Source organism: Haloferax prahovense (assembly GCF_000723845.1).
GTDB classification, from domain to species: Archaea; Halobacteriota; Halobacteria; order Halobacteriales; family Haloferacaceae; genus Haloferax; species Haloferax prahovense.
Map to the genome: position 1 here is coordinate 100,697 of NZ_LK053000.1, position 18,228 is coordinate 118,924.

Here is an 18,228-nt window from a genome sequence, read left to right on the forward strand (position 1 = left end):
GACCGAGCGCCCGAAGACGTTCGCAACTGCACCGGTGAGTCCGACACCCGCACCGACAGCGCGTCCGGGCAGGCCAAACTCGTTCAGGTCGGCTGAGCCCGCCCGGCGATTTTTCGGTTATTCGAGGTCGAGGAGCGTCGCGGCCTCGTCGAGGAACTCCGCGTAGACCGACATCGCGTCCTCGATGGGTTCTGGCTCGGTCATGTCGACGCCGGCGGTTCGGAGCACGTCGAGTGGGTACTCGCTGCCGCCGAGCGCGAGCGCCTCGCGGTAGTCCGCCGCGGCGGCCTCGCCCTCCTCGCGGATGCGCTCGACGATGGCCGCCGCCGCGGAGATACCCGTCGCGTACTGGTAGACGTAGTAGTTGTAGTAGAAGTGCGGAATGCGCATCCACTCGCGGGCGATGCGGTCGTCGGTCGCCGCGGGCTCGTAGTACGCCGCCTTCAGGTCGCCGTACAGCTCGTCGAAGCGGTCGGGCGTGAGCGCGCCGTCGTCCTCGATTATCTCGTGAATCTGGAGCTCGAAGTCGGCGAACATCGTCTGGCGGAACAGCGTCGAGCGGAACCGCTCGAGGTACTCGTCGAGGACGTGCGTCCGGAGCTCGTCGTCGTCGACGTTCTCCAGGAGGTACTCGGTCAGGAGCGTCTCGTTGACCGTGGAGGCGACCTCGGCGGTGAAAATCTCGTAGCTCGCGTCGTGCCACGGCTGGGCGTCGTTGGCGAGTTCGGAGTGCATCGAGTGACCCAGTTCGTGGGCGAGCGTGAACATCGAGGCCGCGTCGTCCTGGTAGTTCATCATGATGAACGGCTGGGTGTCGTAGGTGCCCGCGGAGTACGCCCCGGAGCGCTTACCGCGGTTCTCGTACACGTCGACCCAGCGGTCCTCGAGGCCCTCGGCCATCCGTTCTTGATACGCCTCGCCGAGCGGTTCGACGGCCTCGACGATGTACTCCTTCGCCTGCTCGTACGGAATCTCGGGGCCGTGGTCGCCGGTGAGCGACACGTACAGGTCCCACATCCGGAGTTCGTCCGCGCCGATGGCCTCACGCTTCAACTCGGCGTGGCGGTGGAGGTGCCCGAGGTTGTCGCGGACGGTGTCGAGCAGGTTGTCGTACACCTCGACCGGGACGTTGGGGCCGTCGAGGGCGGCCTCGCGGGCGGTCTCGTAATCGCGGATGCGCGCGGTCTTCACGTCCTTCTTGACGCTGTTTTTCAGCGAGGTGCCGACGGCGTTGCGCACGTCGGCCCAGCGGTCGTAGAACTCCTCGTGGACGGTCCGGCGGAACTCGCGGTCGGGGTGCTTCTGGAGCTTCGTGAAGTTGCCCTGCGTGATTTCGACCGACGTCCCGTCGGGCTTTTCGACGGTCGGGAACTCGAGGTCGGCGTTGGCCAGCATGGAGTAGATGTCGCTGGACGCGCCGGTCACCTCCGAGAGGTCGGCGAGAACCTCTTCGACCTCCGCGGAGCGGGTGTGTTCTTTCGTCCGGAGCACGTCGTCGAAGTAGTGCTCGTAGGCGTCGAGTTCGGGCTCCTTTTCGACGAACTCGGCGACGCCGTCGCGGCCGAGTTCCTGCAGTTCGGGGTCGAGGTAGCTGACCGCGCTACGGGCCTTCGACGCCAGCGCCTCGGCGCGACCGGCCTGCGCCTGGTACTCCTGGTTCCGGGTGTCTTGGCTGCTGCGGAGGTTCGCGTAGGAGACGACCATCGACACCTCGCGGAGCACCGACTCCATCGTCTCGAAGAGTTCGAGGAGCGTCTCGGGGTCCTCGGTGGCGCGGCCCTCGTAGCTCGCCAGTTCGGGAACGCGCTCTGCGACGTCCTCGTACGCCGCCTCCCACTCCTCGTCGGAGGCGTAGATGCTGTCGAGGTCCCACTTGTACTCCTCGTCGATGTCGCTCCGCTCGGGAACCGAACTCATGTCGGGTGATTCGACGCACGCGCGGGTGGTAAGCCTTATCAATCGACGGGCGAAGCGGGGTCGAGGAGGGCGGTCGCGTCGCGGTTAGTGTCGGGTCGCTCTCGCTTCTCGGACCTGCGAGCCGTCCCGGACTAAATCCTCGCAGTGCGGACAGACGCGGGGGGCGTCCATGCCCTCCGGGGCGAACACCCTGACGTAGCCTTCCGTGACGAAAGAATTGCAGTTCTGACATGTAGGCATGGCGGTCGTGCGTACCACGTCAACTGAGTTAGATGTTATGGGCGATTTTCGGCAGCCGACACCGGCATCGGATGCGGGGCTCGCCCGGGCCGACCCACCGGCGCAAACCACTTTGACCGGCGGGTGTGTGGAAGCCCCATGGACGACCTCTCCCCCGCAGTCCGCGAGGCGTTCGCCCGGACCTGGGTCGACGACCGCCCGTGGGCGTTCCTCACCGATCTGACCGCCATCGGCGACCGGATGGCCGGCGGGCCGGGCGACCGTCGGGCGAGTACGCTCGTCGCCGACGCTTTCACCGACGCGGGCGTCAGGCGCGTCGAGTTCGACCCCTTCGAGATGGCCCGGTGGACCCGCGGCGACACGACGCTCGACCTCACCGCGCCCGACGAGCGGCGCTTCGAGGCCGTCGCGCTCCCGTACGCCCCGCCGGCGGCCGTCTCCGGCCCGCTCGTGGATGTCGGCTACGGCACGCCCAGCGAAATCGACGCCGCCGACGTGGACGGCGCGCTCGCCGTCGCCAGCACGACGACCCCCGCCGGCGGCCGGTTCGTCCACCGGATGGAGAAGTTCAACTACGCAATCGACGCCGGTGCGGTCGGCTTCGTCTTCGTCAACCACGTCCCCGGGCAACTCCCGCCGACCGGGGCGCTCCGCTACGACGAGGAGGCCGCCGCCCCCGCGGTCGGCGTGAGCGCCGAAACCGGGTCGTGGCTGACCGACTACGCGGCCCGCGGCGGCGAGGCGACCCTCGCCGTCGACGCCGAAACGACGCTCGGCGAGAGCCGGAACGTCGAGGGTCGCGTCGGCCCCGACACCGACCGCGAACTCATCTTGTGCGCCCACTTCGACGCCCACGACATCGCCGAGGGCGCGCTCGACAACGGCTGCGGCATCGCGGTCGTCGTCACCGCGGCGCGGCTCCTCGCCGAGATGGACCTCGACCTCGGCGTCCGCGTCGTCGGCGTCGGCGCGGAAGAACTCGGGCTGACCGGCTCCGAACACCTCGCCGACCGCCTCGACCTCGACCGCGTCGCCGCCGTCGTCAACGTCGACGGTGCGGGGCGGTTCCGCGACCTCGTCGCCCACAGCCACACCTCCGAGGCGACCGCCGAGGTGGCCACCCGGGTCGGGAACGAGACGCGCCACCCGGTCGAAATCGAACCCGAGCCGCACCCCTTCAGCGACCAGTGGCCGTTCGTCCGCGCCGGCGTCCCGGCGCTCCAACTCAGGAGCGAAAGCGGCGAGCGCGGCCGCGGGTGGGGCCACACCCACGCCGACACCCGTGACAAGGTCGACGACAGAAACGTCCGCGAACACGGGATGCTGACCGCGCTCGTCGTCCGCGAACTCGCGGCGGCGGCCGCCGACGGGGAGATTCAGCGGCTCGACGACGACGAACTCGCCGCGGCGTTCCGCGACGCCGACTTCGAGACGGGGATGAAGGCCGCGGGCATCTGGCCCGACGGCTGGGAGTGAAAAGCGCGGTCAGTCGCCTGCGGACGGGTCGGAGCCTCCGTCGCGGTCGACGCCCGAGTCGTCGCGCCCGTTTGCCTCGCTGTCGACGACTTCGACCGTCAGGTCCGCGGCCGACAGCGCGCTTTTCGTCGCGGCCTCGACGACCATCCCGGCCCCGATGACGACGTAGTACATCCCGTAGACGAACGTCGGGACGGCGACGAGGAGGTAGAGCGCGAGGCCGGCGATGCCCGTCGTGCTGGCGAGGAGGCCGCCGACGGCGTTGCCGACGCCGATGATAAACAGGCCGAAGACGATGCGGAGAGTGGCGTCCCACGCGGCGGACCGGTCCATGCCTGAGCCGACGGCGAGCCGCGTGATGTGTCTACTGGTCGATACGCGGTGCGGACCCGCGAGAAGTCAGTCTCCCGCGCGTCAGCACACCGCGAGGAGTTCGTCCAGCGAGTCGAGTTCGTAGGTCGGTTCGGCGGCTAACTGGTAGCCGTCGCGGTGGGGTCGGCGGATGAACGCCGAGTCGATGCCGGCGCGGTCGGCCGCGACCACGTCGACGTTGCTGTCGCCGACGTAGAGCGCCGAGCCGACGCCGAGTTCGCCCATCGCGCGCTCGATGTAGTGGGGGTCCGGCTTCTTCACCCGAGCGCCCTCGACGGTCGGGTCGCGGCCGTAGGCCACCTCGAAGCGGTCGTCGATGTCGAACACGTCGAGGATGTGTTCGATGGTCGCGTGCTGGTTGTTGCTCACGACCGCCAGCGGGTGGTCGATGTCGTCGAGGGCGACCACGTCGTCGTACAGCGGCTTCGTCCCGTTTTCCAGACACGCCCGCTGGGTCGCCGCGGCGTGACTCTCGTGGTGCGACCAGAAGTCGTCGACCGGCACGTCGTGGACCGCACAGATGCGGCGCAGGCGCGTGAGTCCGCCGTTGATGACGCCGTCGACCGTCTCGGTCGTCGGCTCGACGTCGAACTCGGCGAACGCCCGTCTGACCGCCTCCCGTTGGACTTCGAGGAGCGTCGGCTTCGTCAGCACGCCGTCGTTGTCGAAGATGACAGCGTCGTAGCACATGGTCGGGGTTTCGCACCCGGGCCAGGATAACGTTACTATGTGCGACCCCAACCGCTCCGGAGAGCTATTGACTCCTTGCGTCTCCGCGGCTCCTCCCGACGCCGCCGTTTTCGCCGGCGGCGTCGGCGTTCCCGTCGCTGAGGTCGCCCGCCCGCTCGACCCCGTTGCGGATGCGCGAGCCGACGCGCCAGCCGATGCGGTCCGCGAGGGCCTGTTCGCCGAAAGCCGCGGCGGTACTCTCGGCGGCCATCGAGTCCACGTCGAACTCGACGTTCGGGTAGTCGACCGCCGTGAGAAGCAGGGGGGTCGGCGGCGCGGCCGGGACGCCCTCGGGGCCAGCGAGGTGGCTGGGACCGAGCACGTCGTCCACCTTCGACGGCGGGGCCGCGCCCGACCCCACGGCGCGGACGAGCGAGACGAGTCTGCGGACGAGTTCGCGGGCGAAGCCGCCGGCCTCGACGCGGACGACGAGGAAGTCGCCGTCGCGGGTCAGGTCGCCGTCGATGGCCCGGGCCGTCCCGTGGGCGTCGGGGGTGAGGTTGTGGAAGTCGTGTTCGCCGCGGCAGGCGTCGAAGGCGTCTCGCGCCCGGTCGTCGTTGAATCCGTCGCTCGGGGCGTGGAGGTCGTAGACGTACTCGCGGCGGGTCGGTCGGTGCCGGGCGTGGAAGTCGTCGGGGGCGTCGGCGTCGGCCCACGCTCGGACCGTTCCCGGTAGCTCCGAGTTCAGCGCCCGCGGCGTACACCAGTCGGGACACTCGAATGCGACGGTCTGGGCGAGCGCGGAGACGCCGGCGTCGGTCCGCCCGGCGGCGGCGTAGTCGGTCGGCTCCTCGTCGTCGTCGCAGACGCCGAGCGCGCGGCAGGCGTCGAAGAGGGCGTCTTCGACGGTCGGCACGTCCGGCTGTCGCTGGAACCCGTGGTACGGGCGTCCGTCGTAGGCGACGCGGAAGGCGCGCATGCCGGCTGCTTTCCCGGCGGACTACTTAACCGACTCCACCCGGTTCGACGGCTCCGACCCCGCGGTCATCCTGCGGTCGCCGCGCGCTCATCCGCGAGTCACTCCTCTTCGACCGGGGAGTCCTCGCTTCGGATGGTGAGCACCGGCACGTCGGCCATCCGGAGCACGCGCTCCGTGACGCTCCCGAGCAGGTAGCGCTCGATGCCCCGGCGGCCGTGGGTCCCCATCACGATGAGGTCCGCGTCGACCTCCTCGGCGTACCGGAGAATCGCCCGGTGCGGCGAGCCGTGTTCGACGGCCGTGACGACCTCGACGCCGACCGGTTCGGCCGCCTCCACGGCTTCGGAGACGATGCGCTCGCCTTCCTCCTCGTAGGCGCGGACGAGGCCGCCGGCGTCGAGTTGGGTCGCATGGAGGACGCGTTCGTCGACGACGTAGAGTGCGTACACCGTCGCGTCCGCCGTCGCGGCGAGGTCGATGGCGCGGTCGAGCGCCTCGTCGGCGGGGGCGCTCCCGTCGAGCGGGACGAGAATCCTGTCGTACATGTCACTCGTCTGTACGACGGGCGGGAACAAAAGGGCGTGCGCCGGTTCCGGGGCGCGGGAACGCGGCGGGAGTCTGCCGGTACGAGGACCGGGTTTCCCGGTGCGAGCCGGCGTTCGCTACTCGTAGTCCTCGTAGGTCGGCGCGTCGCGGTCGCCGGGGAAGTCGTCGACGGGGACGGTGGTCTGGTCGCCGCTCGCCATGTCCTTGACCGTCACCTCGCCGTTTTCGAGGTCGCGTTCACCGACGATGACGACCGTGTCGGCGTTGACGGAGTCGGCGTAGGACATCTGCGCGCCGAAGCTCCGGCCGGACACGTCGACCTCGACGACGTTGCCCGCGGTGCGGAGGTCGCGGGCGATGTCGGAGGCGACCGCGCGGGTGTCGCCGACGGTGAGGAGGTAGTAGTCGGTCGCCAGTTCCTCCTCGGGCCAGACGCCGGCGCGCTGGCAGAGCAGTTGGAGCGTCGCGCCGCCGATGCCGACGCCGACGGCGGGGGTCGGCTGGCCGCCGAACGACTCGATGAGGTCGTCGTAGCGGCCGCCGCCGAAGGTCGCCCGCGACACGTCGCCCGTGGAGTCGAAGCACTCGAAGACGACGCCGGTGTAGTAGTCCAGCCCGCGGGCGGTCGAAAGCGACACCTCGCAGAACTCGCCCGCGCCGAAGTCGTCGGCGGCGGCGAGGACGTTCCGGAGGTTCTCGACCGCGGCTTCGACGTCGTCGCCGCCGAATTCGGCGATTTCGTCGAGGTCGCCGCGCTCGATGAGGTCGGCGAACTCGCCGGCCTGGTCGTACGAGAGCCCGGCGTCCGAAAGCAGGCCGAGGTACTCTTCGCGTTCGACCTTCTCGGACTTGTCGACGGCGCGGACCGCGTCGGCCACGTCCACGTCGGCGTCGAACGACCGAAGCAGGCCGCCGAGGATGTCGCGGTGGGAGACGCGGAACTCGAAGTCGTCGGCGGTGAGGCCGAGGTCGGTCAGCGCGTCGGCGCAAAAGGCCAGAATCTCGGCGTCGGCCTCCGGCTCCGAGGAGCCGAAGATGTCGGCGTTGGTCTGGTAGAACTCGCGGAAACGGCCCTGTTGGACCTGTTCGTAGCGCCAGAAGGGTCGCGTCGAGACCCACTTGATGGGCTTCGACAGCGCCTGCTGTTTGGCGACGACCATCCGGGCAACCGTCGGCGTCAGCTCGGGCGTGAGGGTGACCTCGCGGCCGCCCTTGTCCTCGAAGGCGTACAGCTCCTCGACGATTTCTTCGCCGGACTTGTCGACGTACATCTGGGTCCGTTCGAGGTGGGGCGTCCCGATTTCGCGGAAGCCGTAGCGGGCGGCGGCGGTCTCGACGGTGTCGACGACCTCGCGCCGGGCCGACATCTCGCCGGGATAGAAGTCACGAAATCCCTTGAGTCGGTCGTACATGCGCGTTGGTTGGCGAAGGTCGCGCTTGAAACCTGTTGTTCGGGTCGGCGGGCGGTCGTCTGTTCGCTGTCGGTTCGCCGTCGAGTCGCCGGCGCGGCGCGGTTCGTCGGGCCGCGCCCGACTACCCGACCAGCGCCGCGAGCGCCGAGAGGTCGCCGAGGGCGATGAGCGAGACGCCCGCGACCGCGAGGACGGCCGCGGCGAGGCGGAGCCCGAACTGGGACTCCTTGAGGACGACCCCGCCGAGGACGACGGCGACGATGGCCTGCGTGTTGACGATGGGGGAGGCGATGCTCGCCGGTACCAGTCCGAAGGCGGTCGAGGTGACGTGCTCGCCGACGGCGACCAGCGCGCCCGCCGCGACGAACTTCGGAACGTCGCCGCGGATGCTCGTCCAGTTGCGGGCCGCGACGGGCAGAACGGCGAGCGCCGCGCCGGTGAACAGCACCGGGACGAACACGCTCGTTGGGATGCCGAGTTCCTGCAGGGCGACGCGCTTTCCCACGTCGCTGGCGGCGTAACAGGCCGCGCTCGCCAGCGCGAGTTGGGCGGGCCGCGAGCGGACCGCGCGCCGAAGCGGGTCGAGGAACGCCCCGCCCTCGTAGTTCGCGACGTAGACGGCGACGGTGGCGACCGCGACGCCGAGAACCTGTAGCCCGGTCAGAAACTGGTTCAGAAACAGGATTTCGATGGGGAGGACGAACACCGGGACGAGCTTGTTGATGGGCGCGACGTAGGACACGTCGCCGGCGGCGAGCGCGTCGACGAACAGGATGAACGCGACGCCGACCAGAACAGCCGTGCCGGCGACGATGAGGACTCCCATCGCACCGAGCTCGGCCAGCGAGGGCACGGCCGCGGGGTCGTACGTCACCGCCGTGACCGGGAGGTACAGGAGGACGGCGAAGGCGTTGACGACGACCGTGATGACCGCGCCGGAGTACCCCGGAAAGTACCGCTTCAGGGCGAAGATGTAGACGCCCCAGACGAACGCGGCGAGAACGGAGTAGGCGATGCCGGGGTCCATGATTCATCCGGCGCGCGGCGGGGTGAAAAACGACGCGGTACGGACCGAGCCGGCGGTTACCGGACAGCGGCGTCCTCAGCGTCGACCGTGGACGTAGCTCTGGATGTGGTCCGGGAACACCTCGTCGACCGCCGCCTGCCCGTGTTCGGCGGCGATGAGTTGGCGGAGTTCGCCCTCGTAGTCGGCCTTCGGAATCTCCTCGGACGGACCGGTTTCCACGTCGAGATGCGACTCCACGAGGCGGTCGACCGCGCCGCGGCCGAAGCCCGAAAGCGGCGAGAGATAATCGACGCCGTGGCGGTCTTCGAGGCTCTGGGCCTGCGCCCGGGAGATGGACGGGACGCGGTCGTCGCGGCGGGTGCCGTCGGCGACGGCGTCGAAGTCGAGGCCGCAGACCGCCTCGAGGGCGTGTTCGTGGACGCGCTGGATGCCGCCGCGGGGGTAGCCGTCTTCGACCATGCGGACGGTCGCCTCTTGTGCGACCTCGCGGTCGAGTTCCAGCGTCTCGAAGGCGTAGCCGAGTTCGGCCGCCGCGTCGCGGGCGTGCGTCCAGTCTTCCGTGACCCCGAAGTGGGCGGTCACGAGCGTCACGTCGTAGAAGGTATCGAGAAGCAGCGCGGCGAGCGAGGAGTCCTTGCCGCCGCTGTAGAGGAGCGCGAGTTCCACGTGTTACCGGCGTCGGATGTTGAAGCTCTTCGACTCGGGCTGCAGCTCTTTCAGGAGCGCCTTCATCTTGTCGTCGTCGATGCGGCCCTGGATGCGTCCGCTCTGGGCGAGGGCGACGATTTGGCGCTCGACCTGCTCTGCGAAGTCCGGCTTGGACATCTGCACCGCGTTGAGGCGCTGGCGGGCCTCGTCGGTCAGATGCTGTTTGAGAAGCGCCTGTTTCTGCTGTTCGGCGCGCTGTTGGGCGGCCTCCTCGGCCTGTTGTTGCTCGGCGGAGCCCTGTCCGCCGCCGCCCCGCTGTTCTTGGAGTTCCTGCATCTTCTTCTTTCGAAGCTCCTCCAGTCGCTCATCGTCGGGACTGCCACTCATACCCTAGCGCACGGTCCGATGTCTGAAAACCATTACGGACCCGCATACAGACGGCTCTCGGGGAATCCGCCGTCGAAGAAGAACTCTCGGTGTGTGTCGGCGGCTCTACGCGTAGCGTTCGAGTTCCGGGCGGTCGAGGTCGGAGAGCACGTCGGACGCGGCGTTGTCGAGGAAGCTCGTCCCCTCGGCGGTGATGCGGCGGCCCTCGCCCTTGGCGGTCTCGACGAGGCCTTCCTCTTCGAGCTGCTGGAGGAGCGTGCGGATGATGTTCTTGCTGCCGGCGTCGCTGTGCGCACCGGAGACGCTGTAGCGGTTGGAGCCGCGCTTGAGGCCGCCGTACTCGGTGGAGAGGCGGTCGACACCGACGGGGCCGTTCATGGCGACCTTGCGGAGCAGGCTCGCGCCGCGGACGAACCAGAAGTTGTCCTGCTGGGGCGGGAGTTCGCGGGTCTGGCCGCTCTTCGCGAAGGCCATCCAGTCGGGTTGCTCGATACGGTCCTCGAGTCGTCCGGCGACCTCTTCGATGAGGGCGTCCGCCGGGACGTCATAGATGGTTACCATGGCTATTGGTTCATAATCGCGGCGTTTAAAGGCATCGTATTCGCCCGATACGGGCGGTTGGAGGCTCCTGCGCCCCGACCGGCGTCTGCCGGGCCGACAGCCCGCGTCCGCGCCGTCAGGACCGCCACCCGCGCGCGCTCTCCGTGCTCATCACGAGGCCGCCGAGGACGACGGGCACCCAGTAGACGAACCCCCGGAAGACGACGACGCCGGCGGTCGCCACGTCGAACGAGACGGCGGAGCTCGCGGCGGCGACGAGGATGGCGAGCGTCCACTCGATGCCGCCCGCGCCGCCGGGGAGCGGCGTCACACCGGCTATCGCCCCAATAGGGACGACGAACAGCGCGATGGAGAAGGCGATGGGCGCGCCGATGGCGTGAAACGCCACCCAGAGCGCGACCATCTGGCAGAACCAGCCGAACCCCGACAGGCCGAGCGCGACCGCCAGCCCCCGCGGGTTCCGGCCGACGCGTTCGATAGAGCGGAAGAAGCCGTTGATGCGGCGCTCGATGCCGTCGTTCGTGGGCACCGACACCCGCGGGACGTATCGCGCGATGGTTCGGATGAACGGCGTCAGGGCACCGATGAGCCGGCGTTCGAGGCCGTAGCGGCGCTTCCACGCGGTGTAGACGGCCGCCGGAACGCCGACGGCGAGGGCGATGACGGCGACGAGCGCGATTTCGAGGTTGCGGCCGAGCGTCACTTCGGTGGCGTAGTAGCCCGCGCCGATGAGCGCGATGGTGATCGAGGGGACGAAGTTGATGGTGTCGACGCTGGCGATGGCCGCCAGCCCGGTCTCGTACTCGGTGTCGGTGCTCCGGGAGATGAGAAGCGCCGTCACGGGCTCGCCGCCCGCCTGTCCGAACGGGGTGATGTTGTTCGAGAACGTCGCGCCCGTGAAGATGAGAAACGAGCGGACTGTCGAGACGTTCACGCCGAGCACGCCGAGGACGGTCTTCAGCGACGCGCCCCACGCGACGAGCCAGACGAGCGTGATGGCGAGGATGGCGACCAGGTAGGTCGGCTCGGCCATCGTCACCCGGTCGACGAGTTCGTCCACGCCCGCGAAGTAGAACAGGACGGCGAAGACGACGACCGCCGCTGCGAAACCGAGCACCGTCGCGCGGAGGTTCTCGCGGGCCATTTGCTGGGGATGCGTCTACGACGGGCATTAAGTCACCGGATTCGACGGCCGAGTAACAGGTCCCTCGTCGCCGCCGTCGCGGATTCGGTCGCGTTCCCCCGGTCGGCGACACCGCCGCTCACTTTCGGATAGATGGACATTTCCGCTCCGCCCGACACGTCCCCATATGGACGAGCGTGCCGCCCTCAGACTGCTCGCCGCGGACCTGCCGGACGCCGGCGACGACGCCGCCGTCGTCGACGACCTCGTCGTCACGACCGACATGCTCCACGAGACGACGGACTTCCCCGCGGGGACGACCCGCTACACCGCCGGCTGGCGCGCCGTCGGCGCGTCCCTCTCTGACGTGGCCGCGATGGGCGCGAGCGCCACCTGTGCCGTCGCCGCCTACGCCGCCGTCGAACTCGACGAGACGGAACTCGGCGACTTCGTTCGGGGCGCGCGAGACGTGTGCGAGGCGGTCGGCGCGGAGTACGTCGGCGGCGACCTCGACACCCACCGGGAGTTCACGACGGCGACGACGGCCATCGGCCGCACCGACGACCCGGTCCGGCGCTCGGGCGCGGAGCCGGGGGACCTGCTCTGCGTCACGGGCGAACTCGGCCGGTCTGCCGCCGCCGTCCGCCTGTTCGAGGCGGGCGAGACCGACCGCGCCAACGACCTCTTTCGGTTCACGCCCCGCGTCGCCGCCGGCGTCGCCCTCCGCGGGTCGGCCACGGCGATGATGGATTCGAGCGACGGCCTCGCCCGCTCGGTCCACCAGCTCGCGGAGGCCAGCGACTGCGGCTTCGAACTCGACTTCGACGCGCTCCCCGTCCACGACGCGGTCGAGGAGGTCGCGGCCGACGCCGACGACAGACGCGACCTCGCGGCGTTCTTCGGCGAGGACTTCGAACTCGTGTTCACGCTCCCCGAGTCGGCGCTTGACGCCGCCCGCGACGTGGCGGCCGTGCCGCTCACGGTCGTCGGAAGCGTCGTCGAGGAATCCGCCGACGCCGCCGTCGTCGCCGACGGCGAGCCCGTACCGGACCGCGGTTACACCCACGGCGACGAATAGCGTCGCCGTTTTCTCCGCCGTCGCGCCTCAGCCCGGAATGACCTGAACCGGCACGAGAAGGAAACACGCCGCGCCGAGGGCGAACGTGAACAGGCCGACGGCCATCCGAGCCGGTCCGAGCGGCGTCTCGTCTATCGGCTTCGCCGAGCCGTTGTAGGCGATGAACGTCGACATCAGCCCCCAGAAGAACCACAGGCCGACGGACTGGTTGAGGCCGAGGCCGCGAACGTAGTGGAGGTAGCCGGCGATGCCGAACAGGACGAGCGGCACGGCCGCCGCGAGCGACTCCTGGCGCTCGCCGAGCATCGCCCGGACCATGTGGCCCCCGTCGAGTTGGCCGACGGGGAGCAGGTTGAGGACGGTGAAGAACATCCCGACCCAGCCGCCGATGACGACCGGGTGCACGACGGTCCGGGGGTCGGCGTACTCCGTCGGCTGACCCAGCACGGCCGCAATGGCGTCGAGGAGCGGCGGGTTGTTGAACACGATGACGTCGCCCGACCCCGCGAGAACCCGGCTCGGGACGGTCATCGGTTCGAGCGAGAGGCCGATGACGGTGACGACGACGGTCGCCGCGAGCCCGGCGAGCGGGCCGGCGACGCCGATGTCGAACAGCGTCTTTCGGTCGGGCATCTGGCCGCGCATGCGGATGATGGCACCGAGCGTGCCGAACGGGAAGATAAACGGGATGAGGTAGGGCAGCGAGACGTTGACGCCGTGGTATCGGCCGACCGCGTAGTGGCCGAGCTCGTGGACCGAGAGGACGCCGAGGACGGCGGCGGTGAAGGGCCACGCCTGAAGCAACACCAGCGGGTTCGCGGTGATGTCGGACAGGGGGATGTAGTACCACGCGTACGCGCCGACGAAAAGCGTCGAGAGGACCGTCAGCGCGAACAGTGTGATGTTCTTCCACGGGATGCCCTCGACGCCCTGCGAGGCCGGCTCGACGATGACCACGTCAGTCTGCCCGAGTTCCGAGACCTGCGCTTGCACGTCGTAGCCGGCCTGCCGGAACGACGGCCAGATTTCGCGGACGAGCATCCGCTCGGGGACGAGCGACTCGCCGTAGTAGATTCGTCGGCGACCGTCTGACCGCACTTCGTGAACGTCGAAGACGGCGCGAAGTGCTTCCACCGGCGGTCCGTCCGCCGATTCGGACTGTTCCATCGACGGCAGGTAGGCGCGGGACGTTCATAAACCCCGTGACGGACCCGTCTCTGAGCCGACGGCGGCGACCGAGACGGCTCTCGTTCGGGTCGTCTGCGACTAACTTGAGAATCCGGAGCGTCGGCGAAAACGTGCGGTCGTCGCCGCGGAGCGGGTGGGCCGTCACCGGGGGAGTGTGGTGGAGGCCGTTCCAGCGGGCTTACGCGGGGGTTCGGTTACGCTGCGCCGTGGGAGGGACATCGGTTCGTCGGCGTCACGAACCGAGCGGGGCAGTCGGGCAGTCGAGTCACGTCTCGGCTTGGGTTCCGAGCGCACTCGGTGTGGGCTGTGGGGCTGTGGGTCGCTTCGGGGTCGCGTTCAGTTCGTCCGGGGACCGTCCGGGCGGTGCGCGGTGTTGGCGCTGGCGTCGGTCGGGGCCGGGGCGGGCAATGCGGGTTTCAGGCGGTCTCGACGCGCCACGTGGTCGCGCTCGTGTACGACCACTTCTCGATGGTCAGGTCCGTCGCGGAGTCGCGGAGCTTGACCATCAGTGCGCCGATTTCCTTGGGAGACAGGCCGACGTCGTCGGCGATGAATTTGCTCTTGAAGTACATCTCGCCGTCTTTCGCACGGTCGAGCAGGTACTGCTTGAGGCGGTCTTCCTTGGAGCCACTGTCGGTGGAGGGGGATACTGTTGCGCTCATCTGGTACACCTCACTTCCACCTAATGGCCTATCACCTGTTATAAAGGAAGGACCGTTGGAATTAGTTCGGCCGCTTTCAGTCTGAATCGACCCAAATGGTACATTTTAGGAATCTTCGAAACCAGCTTAGATTTTTTATAACTGATTTTGAGAGATTCTTTCTATTAAAATTATTTTGAATATATGGGGGCAAATACGCCCCGTTTTGCGCCGCCAGACGCCGCATTTTGCGGCAACAACTTCCTCAATATCGGTCGATTTTCGCGCCTTCGCGACTATCCGCGTATTCTGAATAATCCGCCCCACCTCAGCGGTCGTGGACCCAGAACTCTTCGTCGGTGGTCGTCTCCTTCTTGAATATCGGCACCTCGTCTTTCAGCCGGTCGATGCCGTCTTCGACCGTTCTGAACGCCTCTCGCCGGTGGCCGGCGAGGACGACGACGAACACGATGTCCTCGCCGTCGCCGACGACGCCCACCCGGTGGTGCATGAGGACGCGGAGGACGCCGTCGCGAGCCTCCAATTCCTCCGAAATCGCGGCCATCTTCGACTCCGCGACGCCGTCGTACTTCTCGAATTCGAGGCTGAGCGTCGGGTCGTCGCCCTCGGACTCCTTCGCGCGCACCCGCCCGGTGAACGTCGCAATCGCTCCGGCGTACACTTCGAGCGGGTCCGCCTTCGCGCGCTCGACCAGCGTTTCGAGCGTGACGTGCGGTTCGTGCGAGTCGACTTCGGCGGCGAGCGCTTCGACGTCGGCCAAGTCAGTTTCGACCTCCGCAACGACGTTCACCGCGTCGGCACCCGCGAGCGCGACGGTCGGGACGCGCGCGTCGGGGAATCCCGAGAGGAGCGCGTAGTCGTACTCCGCCGAGAGGTCGTCGAGGAGGCCGTCGAGGTCGCGGTCGTCGCCGGTTCCGACCCAGTTGCCGTCCGGCGAGAGCCCGTACGCGGCGGCGGCACCGTCTGTCGACTTCGGTTCGGTCGCGCTCTCGGGGAGCGATTCGACGGTGGCGACGCGGCCGTCCAACTGCGCGGCGAGTCGGTCGCAGAGCGTCGTCGCGCCCGCGCCGACGATTCCGAGGACGTGCATACCCGAAGGACGGCCCGCGGCGGTTTAAGATTGCTCCGTGCCGGTCTCGTCAGACTCGGCCGGCGGCTCCGTCTCGTCCATCTCTGGGCGCGGGCGGGTCCGATAGAGGTGGACGGCGAGGGCCACGCCGGCCAGACTGAGGAGCGTCGCCAGCCACGGGGCCGCCGCGCCGACGGGCGTGTCTGCCGTCGCGGGCAGCGTGTCGAACTGCCAGAGCGCCCAGCCGACCGAAAAACAGGCCACCAACGCCCAGTTGAAGACGGTCCGCCGGTCGAACTCGCCGCGCCGGTGGCGGGCGAGAATCGCCCCGAGGGCGAGCACCCAGCCGACGACGATGAGCGTGACCGTCTCCACGGTGACGAGTCGCATACCGGTAGTCGCCGCGAGAGTGGTTTAAACCCCCCGACACGGGCGTCTCGCACTTGATAACCCTTAAGATGCGCTCACGGATATCCGTGTGCAATGAGAGTCGTCATCTCCATCGGCGGAAGCGTGCTCGCGCCGGACCTCGACGCCCGACGCGTGGAGGGTCACGCCTCCGTCGTCGAAACGCTCGCGCGAGACGGGTGCGAAATCGGTGCGGTCGTCGGCGGCGGCGGCGTCGCCCGCGACTACATCGGTGCCGCCCGCGACCTCGGCGCGAACGAGGTTCAACTCGACCAGATCGGCATCGACGTGACCAGAATCAACGCCCGCCTGCTCATCGCGGCGCTCGGCTCGCAGGTCGACCCCAAAGTCGCCCACGACTACGAGGACGCCGGCGACGCCATCCGGCGCGGCGATATCTCGGTGATGGGCGGCGTCATGCCCGGCCAGACCACCGACGCCGTCGCGGCCGCGCTCGCCGAGTACGTCGACGCCGACCTGCTCGTCTACGCGACCAGCGTCGACGGCGTCTTCAGCGCCGACCCGAACACCGACCCCGACGCGACGAAGTTCGAGGAGATGACCGCCGCGGAACTCGTCGACGTCATCGGCGACATCGAGATGAACGCCGGCTCGTCCGCCCCGGTCGACCTCCTCGCCGCGAAGCTCATCGAGCGCGCGAAGATGCGCACCATCGTCCTCGACGGCACGGACCCCGACCGCATCACGCCGGCGGTCCTCCGCGGCGAGCACACGGGCACCGACATCATCCCCGAGGGCGGCGACGAACCGACCTACTGGGCTCCCTGAGATGACGACCGACGACCCCTTCCGCGGCGACGCCTCCGCCGCGGACGCGACCGACGGCGACGGCGACGCGGCCGCCAACCACCACGGCTTCTGGGCCGACGAGGTCGCCGACGAAATCGAGGCCCGCGACCCCGACGAGCCGGTCGTAATCAAGGGCGGCGTCTCGCCGTCCGGCGTGGCCCACCTCGGCAACTTCAACGAGATTATGCGCGGCTACTTCGTCGCCGAGGTGCTCCGCGAGCGCGGCCACGAGGTCCGGCAGGTGTTCACCAGCGACGACAAGGACCCGCTCCGAAAGCTCCCGCGGAAGCTCGCTGACGCCGACGGCAACATCGTCGGTCTCGGCGAGGTCGACGCCGGCGCGCTCGGCCGCAACCTCGGCAAGCCGTACACGTCGATTCCGGACCCGTTCGGCGAGGCCGAGTCGTACGCGGCGCACTTCGCGGCGCTCCTGAAGGCCGACGCCGACCGCCTCGGCGTCCCGGTGGAGATGATTTCCAACACCGAACTGTACGAAAACGGCGACTTCGACCCCGTGGTCGAACACGTCCTCGAACACGCCGACACCGCCCGCGAGGTGCTGGGCGAGTACCAGTCAAAGGTCGACGAGGACTACGTCCCCTTCAACCCCGTCTGCGCCGAGTGCGGCAAAATCACCGAGACGGTCACGGACATCGACCTCGACGCCGGTACTGTCGACTACGTCTGTACCGACATGACCGTCGGCGACAACACCATCGACGGCTGCGGCCACGAGGGGACCGCGACGTTCCGCGAGGGGAAGCTCCCGTGGCGCTTCGAGTGGCCCGGCCAGTGGCAGGTCCTCGGCGTCGACTTCGAGCCGTTCGGAAAGGACCACGCCGAGGGCTCGTGGCCCTCCGGCAAGGACATCGCCGAGAACGTCCTCGGCATCGAACCGCCGGTGCCGATGGTGTACGAGTGGTTCACGCTCAACGGCGAGGCGCTGTCGTCGTCCGCCGGCAACATCGTCACCGTCGCGGAGATGCTCGACCTGCTCGAACCCGAGGTGCTCCGGTACTTCTTCGCGCTCAACCCGCGGAAGGCCCGCGACCTCGACCTCACGCGGCTCGACCAACTCGTCGACGACTTCGACCGCTTCGAGCGCGCCTACTTCGGCGAGGTCGACGACGAGAGTCTGACTCGCTTCGCCGAGCGCGCCTACCCGTTCGTCGTCGACGAGGTCCGCGAGGACCGGGTTCGGCTCCCGTACACGTTCGCGGCCGTCCTCGGCATGACCGACGACGAGGACCTGCGCGTCAAGATGGCCCGCAACGAGGGCTTCTTCGACGAGGACACGCCCGACGAGGTGGTCGAAGAGGCGCTCGCTCGGGTCGAACGCGCCCGCCGCTGGGCCGAGAAGATGGACAACCAGTACAACTACCGCCTGCAGGTCGAGCTCCCAGAGTTCGACTTCGAGCCCGCGGTCGAGGCAGCTCTCGACGACCTCGCGGACTTCGTCGCCGAGGGCCACGACGGCGAGGCGATTCAGGGCGAAATCTACGAGACGGCGCGCCGCCACGACATCGAGATGGGCGACTTCTTCGCCGCCGGCTACCGCCTGTTCTTCGACGCCGAACAGGGGCCGCGGCTCGGCGAGTTCCTCGGCGAGCTAGAGCGCGACTTCGTCGTCACGCGGCTCCGCCGCGAGGACTGACC

The 18,228-nt window shown here is 68.7% G+C and carries 20 protein-coding genes; 4 read left to right on the forward strand and 16 right to left on the reverse strand.

Annotation, left to right across the window (positions count from 1 at the left end; translation table 11 throughout):
* Positions 1 to 117: 117 nt before the first annotated feature.
* On the reverse strand, positions 118 to 1,917 hold the full coding sequence (gene pepF / locus BN984_RS00495; RefSeq protein WP_008096571.1) for an oligoendopeptidase F: 1,800 nt from the start codon (positions 1,915 to 1,917) through the stop codon (positions 118 to 120).
* 84 nt (positions 1,918 to 2,001) lie between these two features.
* Positions 2,002 to 2,157: a DUF7563 family protein gene (locus BN984_RS19560; protein WP_013035426.1), complete on the reverse strand. Its 156-nt coding sequence runs from the start codon at positions 2,155 to 2,157 to the stop codon at positions 2,002 to 2,004.
* 138 nt (positions 2,158 to 2,295) lie between these two features.
* On the opposite strand from BN984_RS19560, the gene BN984_RS00500 reads away from it, so the two are divergent.
* The gene (locus tag BN984_RS00500) at positions 2,296 to 3,633 is read left to right on the forward strand and encodes a M28 family metallopeptidase (protein ID WP_049967398.1); all 1,338 of its coding nucleotides are present in this window, start codon (positions 2,296 to 2,298) and stop codon (positions 3,631 to 3,633) included.
* 9 nt (positions 3,634 to 3,642) lie between these two features.
* Here the strand turns inward: BN984_RS00500 and BN984_RS00505 are convergent, their stop codons facing one another.
* The 10 genes from BN984_RS00505 to BN984_RS00550 all read right to left on the reverse strand — a co-directional run bounded on the left by BN984_RS00505 (position 3,643) and on the right by BN984_RS00550 (position 11,378).
* Positions 3,643 to 3,966, reverse strand: a complete 324-nt coding sequence (locus tag BN984_RS00505) for a hypothetical protein (protein ID WP_049967399.1) — start codon at positions 3,964 to 3,966, stop codon at positions 3,643 to 3,645.
* Between the two features lie 81 nt (positions 3,967 to 4,047).
* Positions 4,048 to 4,695, reverse strand: a complete 648-nt coding sequence (locus BN984_RS00510; protein WP_008096568.1) for an HAD family hydrolase — start codon at positions 4,693 to 4,695, stop codon at positions 4,048 to 4,050.
* A 64-nt stretch (positions 4,696 to 4,759) separates the two neighbouring features.
* The gene (truA, locus tag BN984_RS00515) at positions 4,760 to 5,653 is read right to left on the reverse strand and encodes a tRNA pseudouridine(38-40) synthase TruA (RefSeq protein ID WP_049967400.1); all 894 of its coding nucleotides are present in this window, start codon (positions 5,651 to 5,653) and stop codon (positions 4,760 to 4,762) included.
* 98 nt (positions 5,654 to 5,751) lie between these two features.
* The gene (locus tag BN984_RS00520) at positions 5,752 to 6,198 is read right to left on the reverse strand and encodes a universal stress protein (RefSeq protein ID WP_008096566.1); all 447 of its coding nucleotides are present in this window, start codon (positions 6,196 to 6,198) and stop codon (positions 5,752 to 5,754) included.
* Positions 6,199 to 6,315: 117 nt separating this feature from the next.
* Complete coding sequence (hisS, locus tag BN984_RS00525) at positions 6,316 to 7,611, reverse strand: histidine--tRNA ligase (RefSeq protein WP_008096565.1); 1,296 nt, start codon at positions 7,609 to 7,611, stop codon at positions 6,316 to 6,318.
* 121 nt (positions 7,612 to 7,732) lie between these two features.
* Entirely contained in the window at positions 7,733 to 8,638 is a 906-nt protein-coding gene (locus BN984_RS00530; protein WP_008096564.1) for an EamA family transporter, read from the reverse strand.
* Positions 8,639 to 8,713: 75 nt separating this feature from the next.
* The gene (locus BN984_RS00535; RefSeq protein ID WP_008096562.1) at positions 8,714 to 9,304 is read right to left on the reverse strand and encodes a DUF7411 family protein; all 591 of its coding nucleotides are present in this window, start codon (positions 9,302 to 9,304) and stop codon (positions 8,714 to 8,716) included.
* A 3-nt stretch (positions 9,305 to 9,307) separates the two neighbouring features.
* Positions 9,308 to 9,673, reverse strand: a complete 366-nt coding sequence (locus tag BN984_RS00540) for a DNA-binding protein (protein ID WP_004976420.1) — start codon at positions 9,671 to 9,673, stop codon at positions 9,308 to 9,310.
* Between the two features lie 105 nt (positions 9,674 to 9,778).
* Positions 9,779 to 10,234, reverse strand: coding sequence for a 30S ribosomal protein S19e (locus BN984_RS00545; RefSeq protein WP_004976418.1), 456 nt, complete (start codon positions 10,232 to 10,234; stop codon positions 9,779 to 9,781).
* 115 nt (positions 10,235 to 10,349) lie between these two features.
* On the reverse strand, positions 10,350 to 11,378 hold the full coding sequence (locus BN984_RS00550; protein ID WP_008096559.1) for a lysylphosphatidylglycerol synthase transmembrane domain-containing protein: 1,029 nt from the start codon (positions 11,376 to 11,378) through the stop codon (positions 10,350 to 10,352).
* A gap of 166 nt (positions 11,379 to 11,544) precedes the next feature.
* On the opposite strand from BN984_RS00550, the gene thiL reads away from it, so the two are divergent.
* Positions 11,545 to 12,435, forward strand: coding sequence for a thiamine-phosphate kinase (thiL, locus tag BN984_RS00555; protein ID WP_049967401.1), 891 nt, complete (start codon positions 11,545 to 11,547; stop codon positions 12,433 to 12,435).
* Positions 12,436 to 12,462: 27 nt separating this feature from the next.
* Here thiL and BN984_RS00560 read toward each other — a convergent pair whose 3' ends face one another.
* The 4 genes from BN984_RS00560 to BN984_RS00575 all read right to left on the reverse strand — a co-directional run bounded on the left by BN984_RS00560 (position 12,463) and on the right by BN984_RS00575 (position 15,744).
* Positions 12,463 to 13,602, reverse strand: a complete 1,140-nt coding sequence (locus BN984_RS00560; RefSeq protein WP_008096553.1) for a site-2 protease family protein — start codon at positions 13,600 to 13,602, stop codon at positions 12,463 to 12,465.
* A gap of 437 nt (positions 13,603 to 14,039) precedes the next feature.
* Entirely contained in the window at positions 14,040 to 14,285 is a 246-nt protein-coding gene (locus BN984_RS00565) for a DUF7123 family protein (RefSeq protein WP_008096551.1), read from the reverse strand.
* A 307-nt stretch (positions 14,286 to 14,592) separates the two neighbouring features.
* Positions 14,593 to 15,375 (reverse strand): molybdopterin synthase, encoded by a 783-nt coding sequence (locus BN984_RS00570; protein WP_049967402.1) that lies wholly within the window; start codon positions 15,373 to 15,375, stop codon positions 14,593 to 14,595.
* Positions 15,376 to 15,399: 24 nt separating this feature from the next.
* A complete protein-coding gene (locus BN984_RS00575; RefSeq protein WP_008096547.1) occupies positions 15,400 to 15,744 on the reverse strand; it encodes a hypothetical protein in 345 nt (114 codons plus the stop codon).
* A gap of 93 nt (positions 15,745 to 15,837) precedes the next feature.
* Between BN984_RS00575 and pyrH the strand changes: the two genes are divergently transcribed.
* Together pyrH and lysS are read left to right on the forward strand one after the other, a co-directional pair.
* The gene (gene pyrH / locus BN984_RS00580) at positions 15,838 to 16,551 is read left to right on the forward strand and encodes a UMP kinase (protein ID WP_004976409.1); all 714 of its coding nucleotides are present in this window, start codon (positions 15,838 to 15,840) and stop codon (positions 16,549 to 16,551) included.
* A 1-nt stretch (position 16,552) separates the two neighbouring features.
* Positions 16,553 to 18,226, forward strand: coding sequence for a lysine--tRNA ligase (gene lysS, locus BN984_RS00585; RefSeq protein WP_008096544.1), 1,674 nt, complete (start codon positions 16,553 to 16,555; stop codon positions 18,224 to 18,226).
* Positions 18,227 to 18,228: the final 2 nt, after the last annotated feature.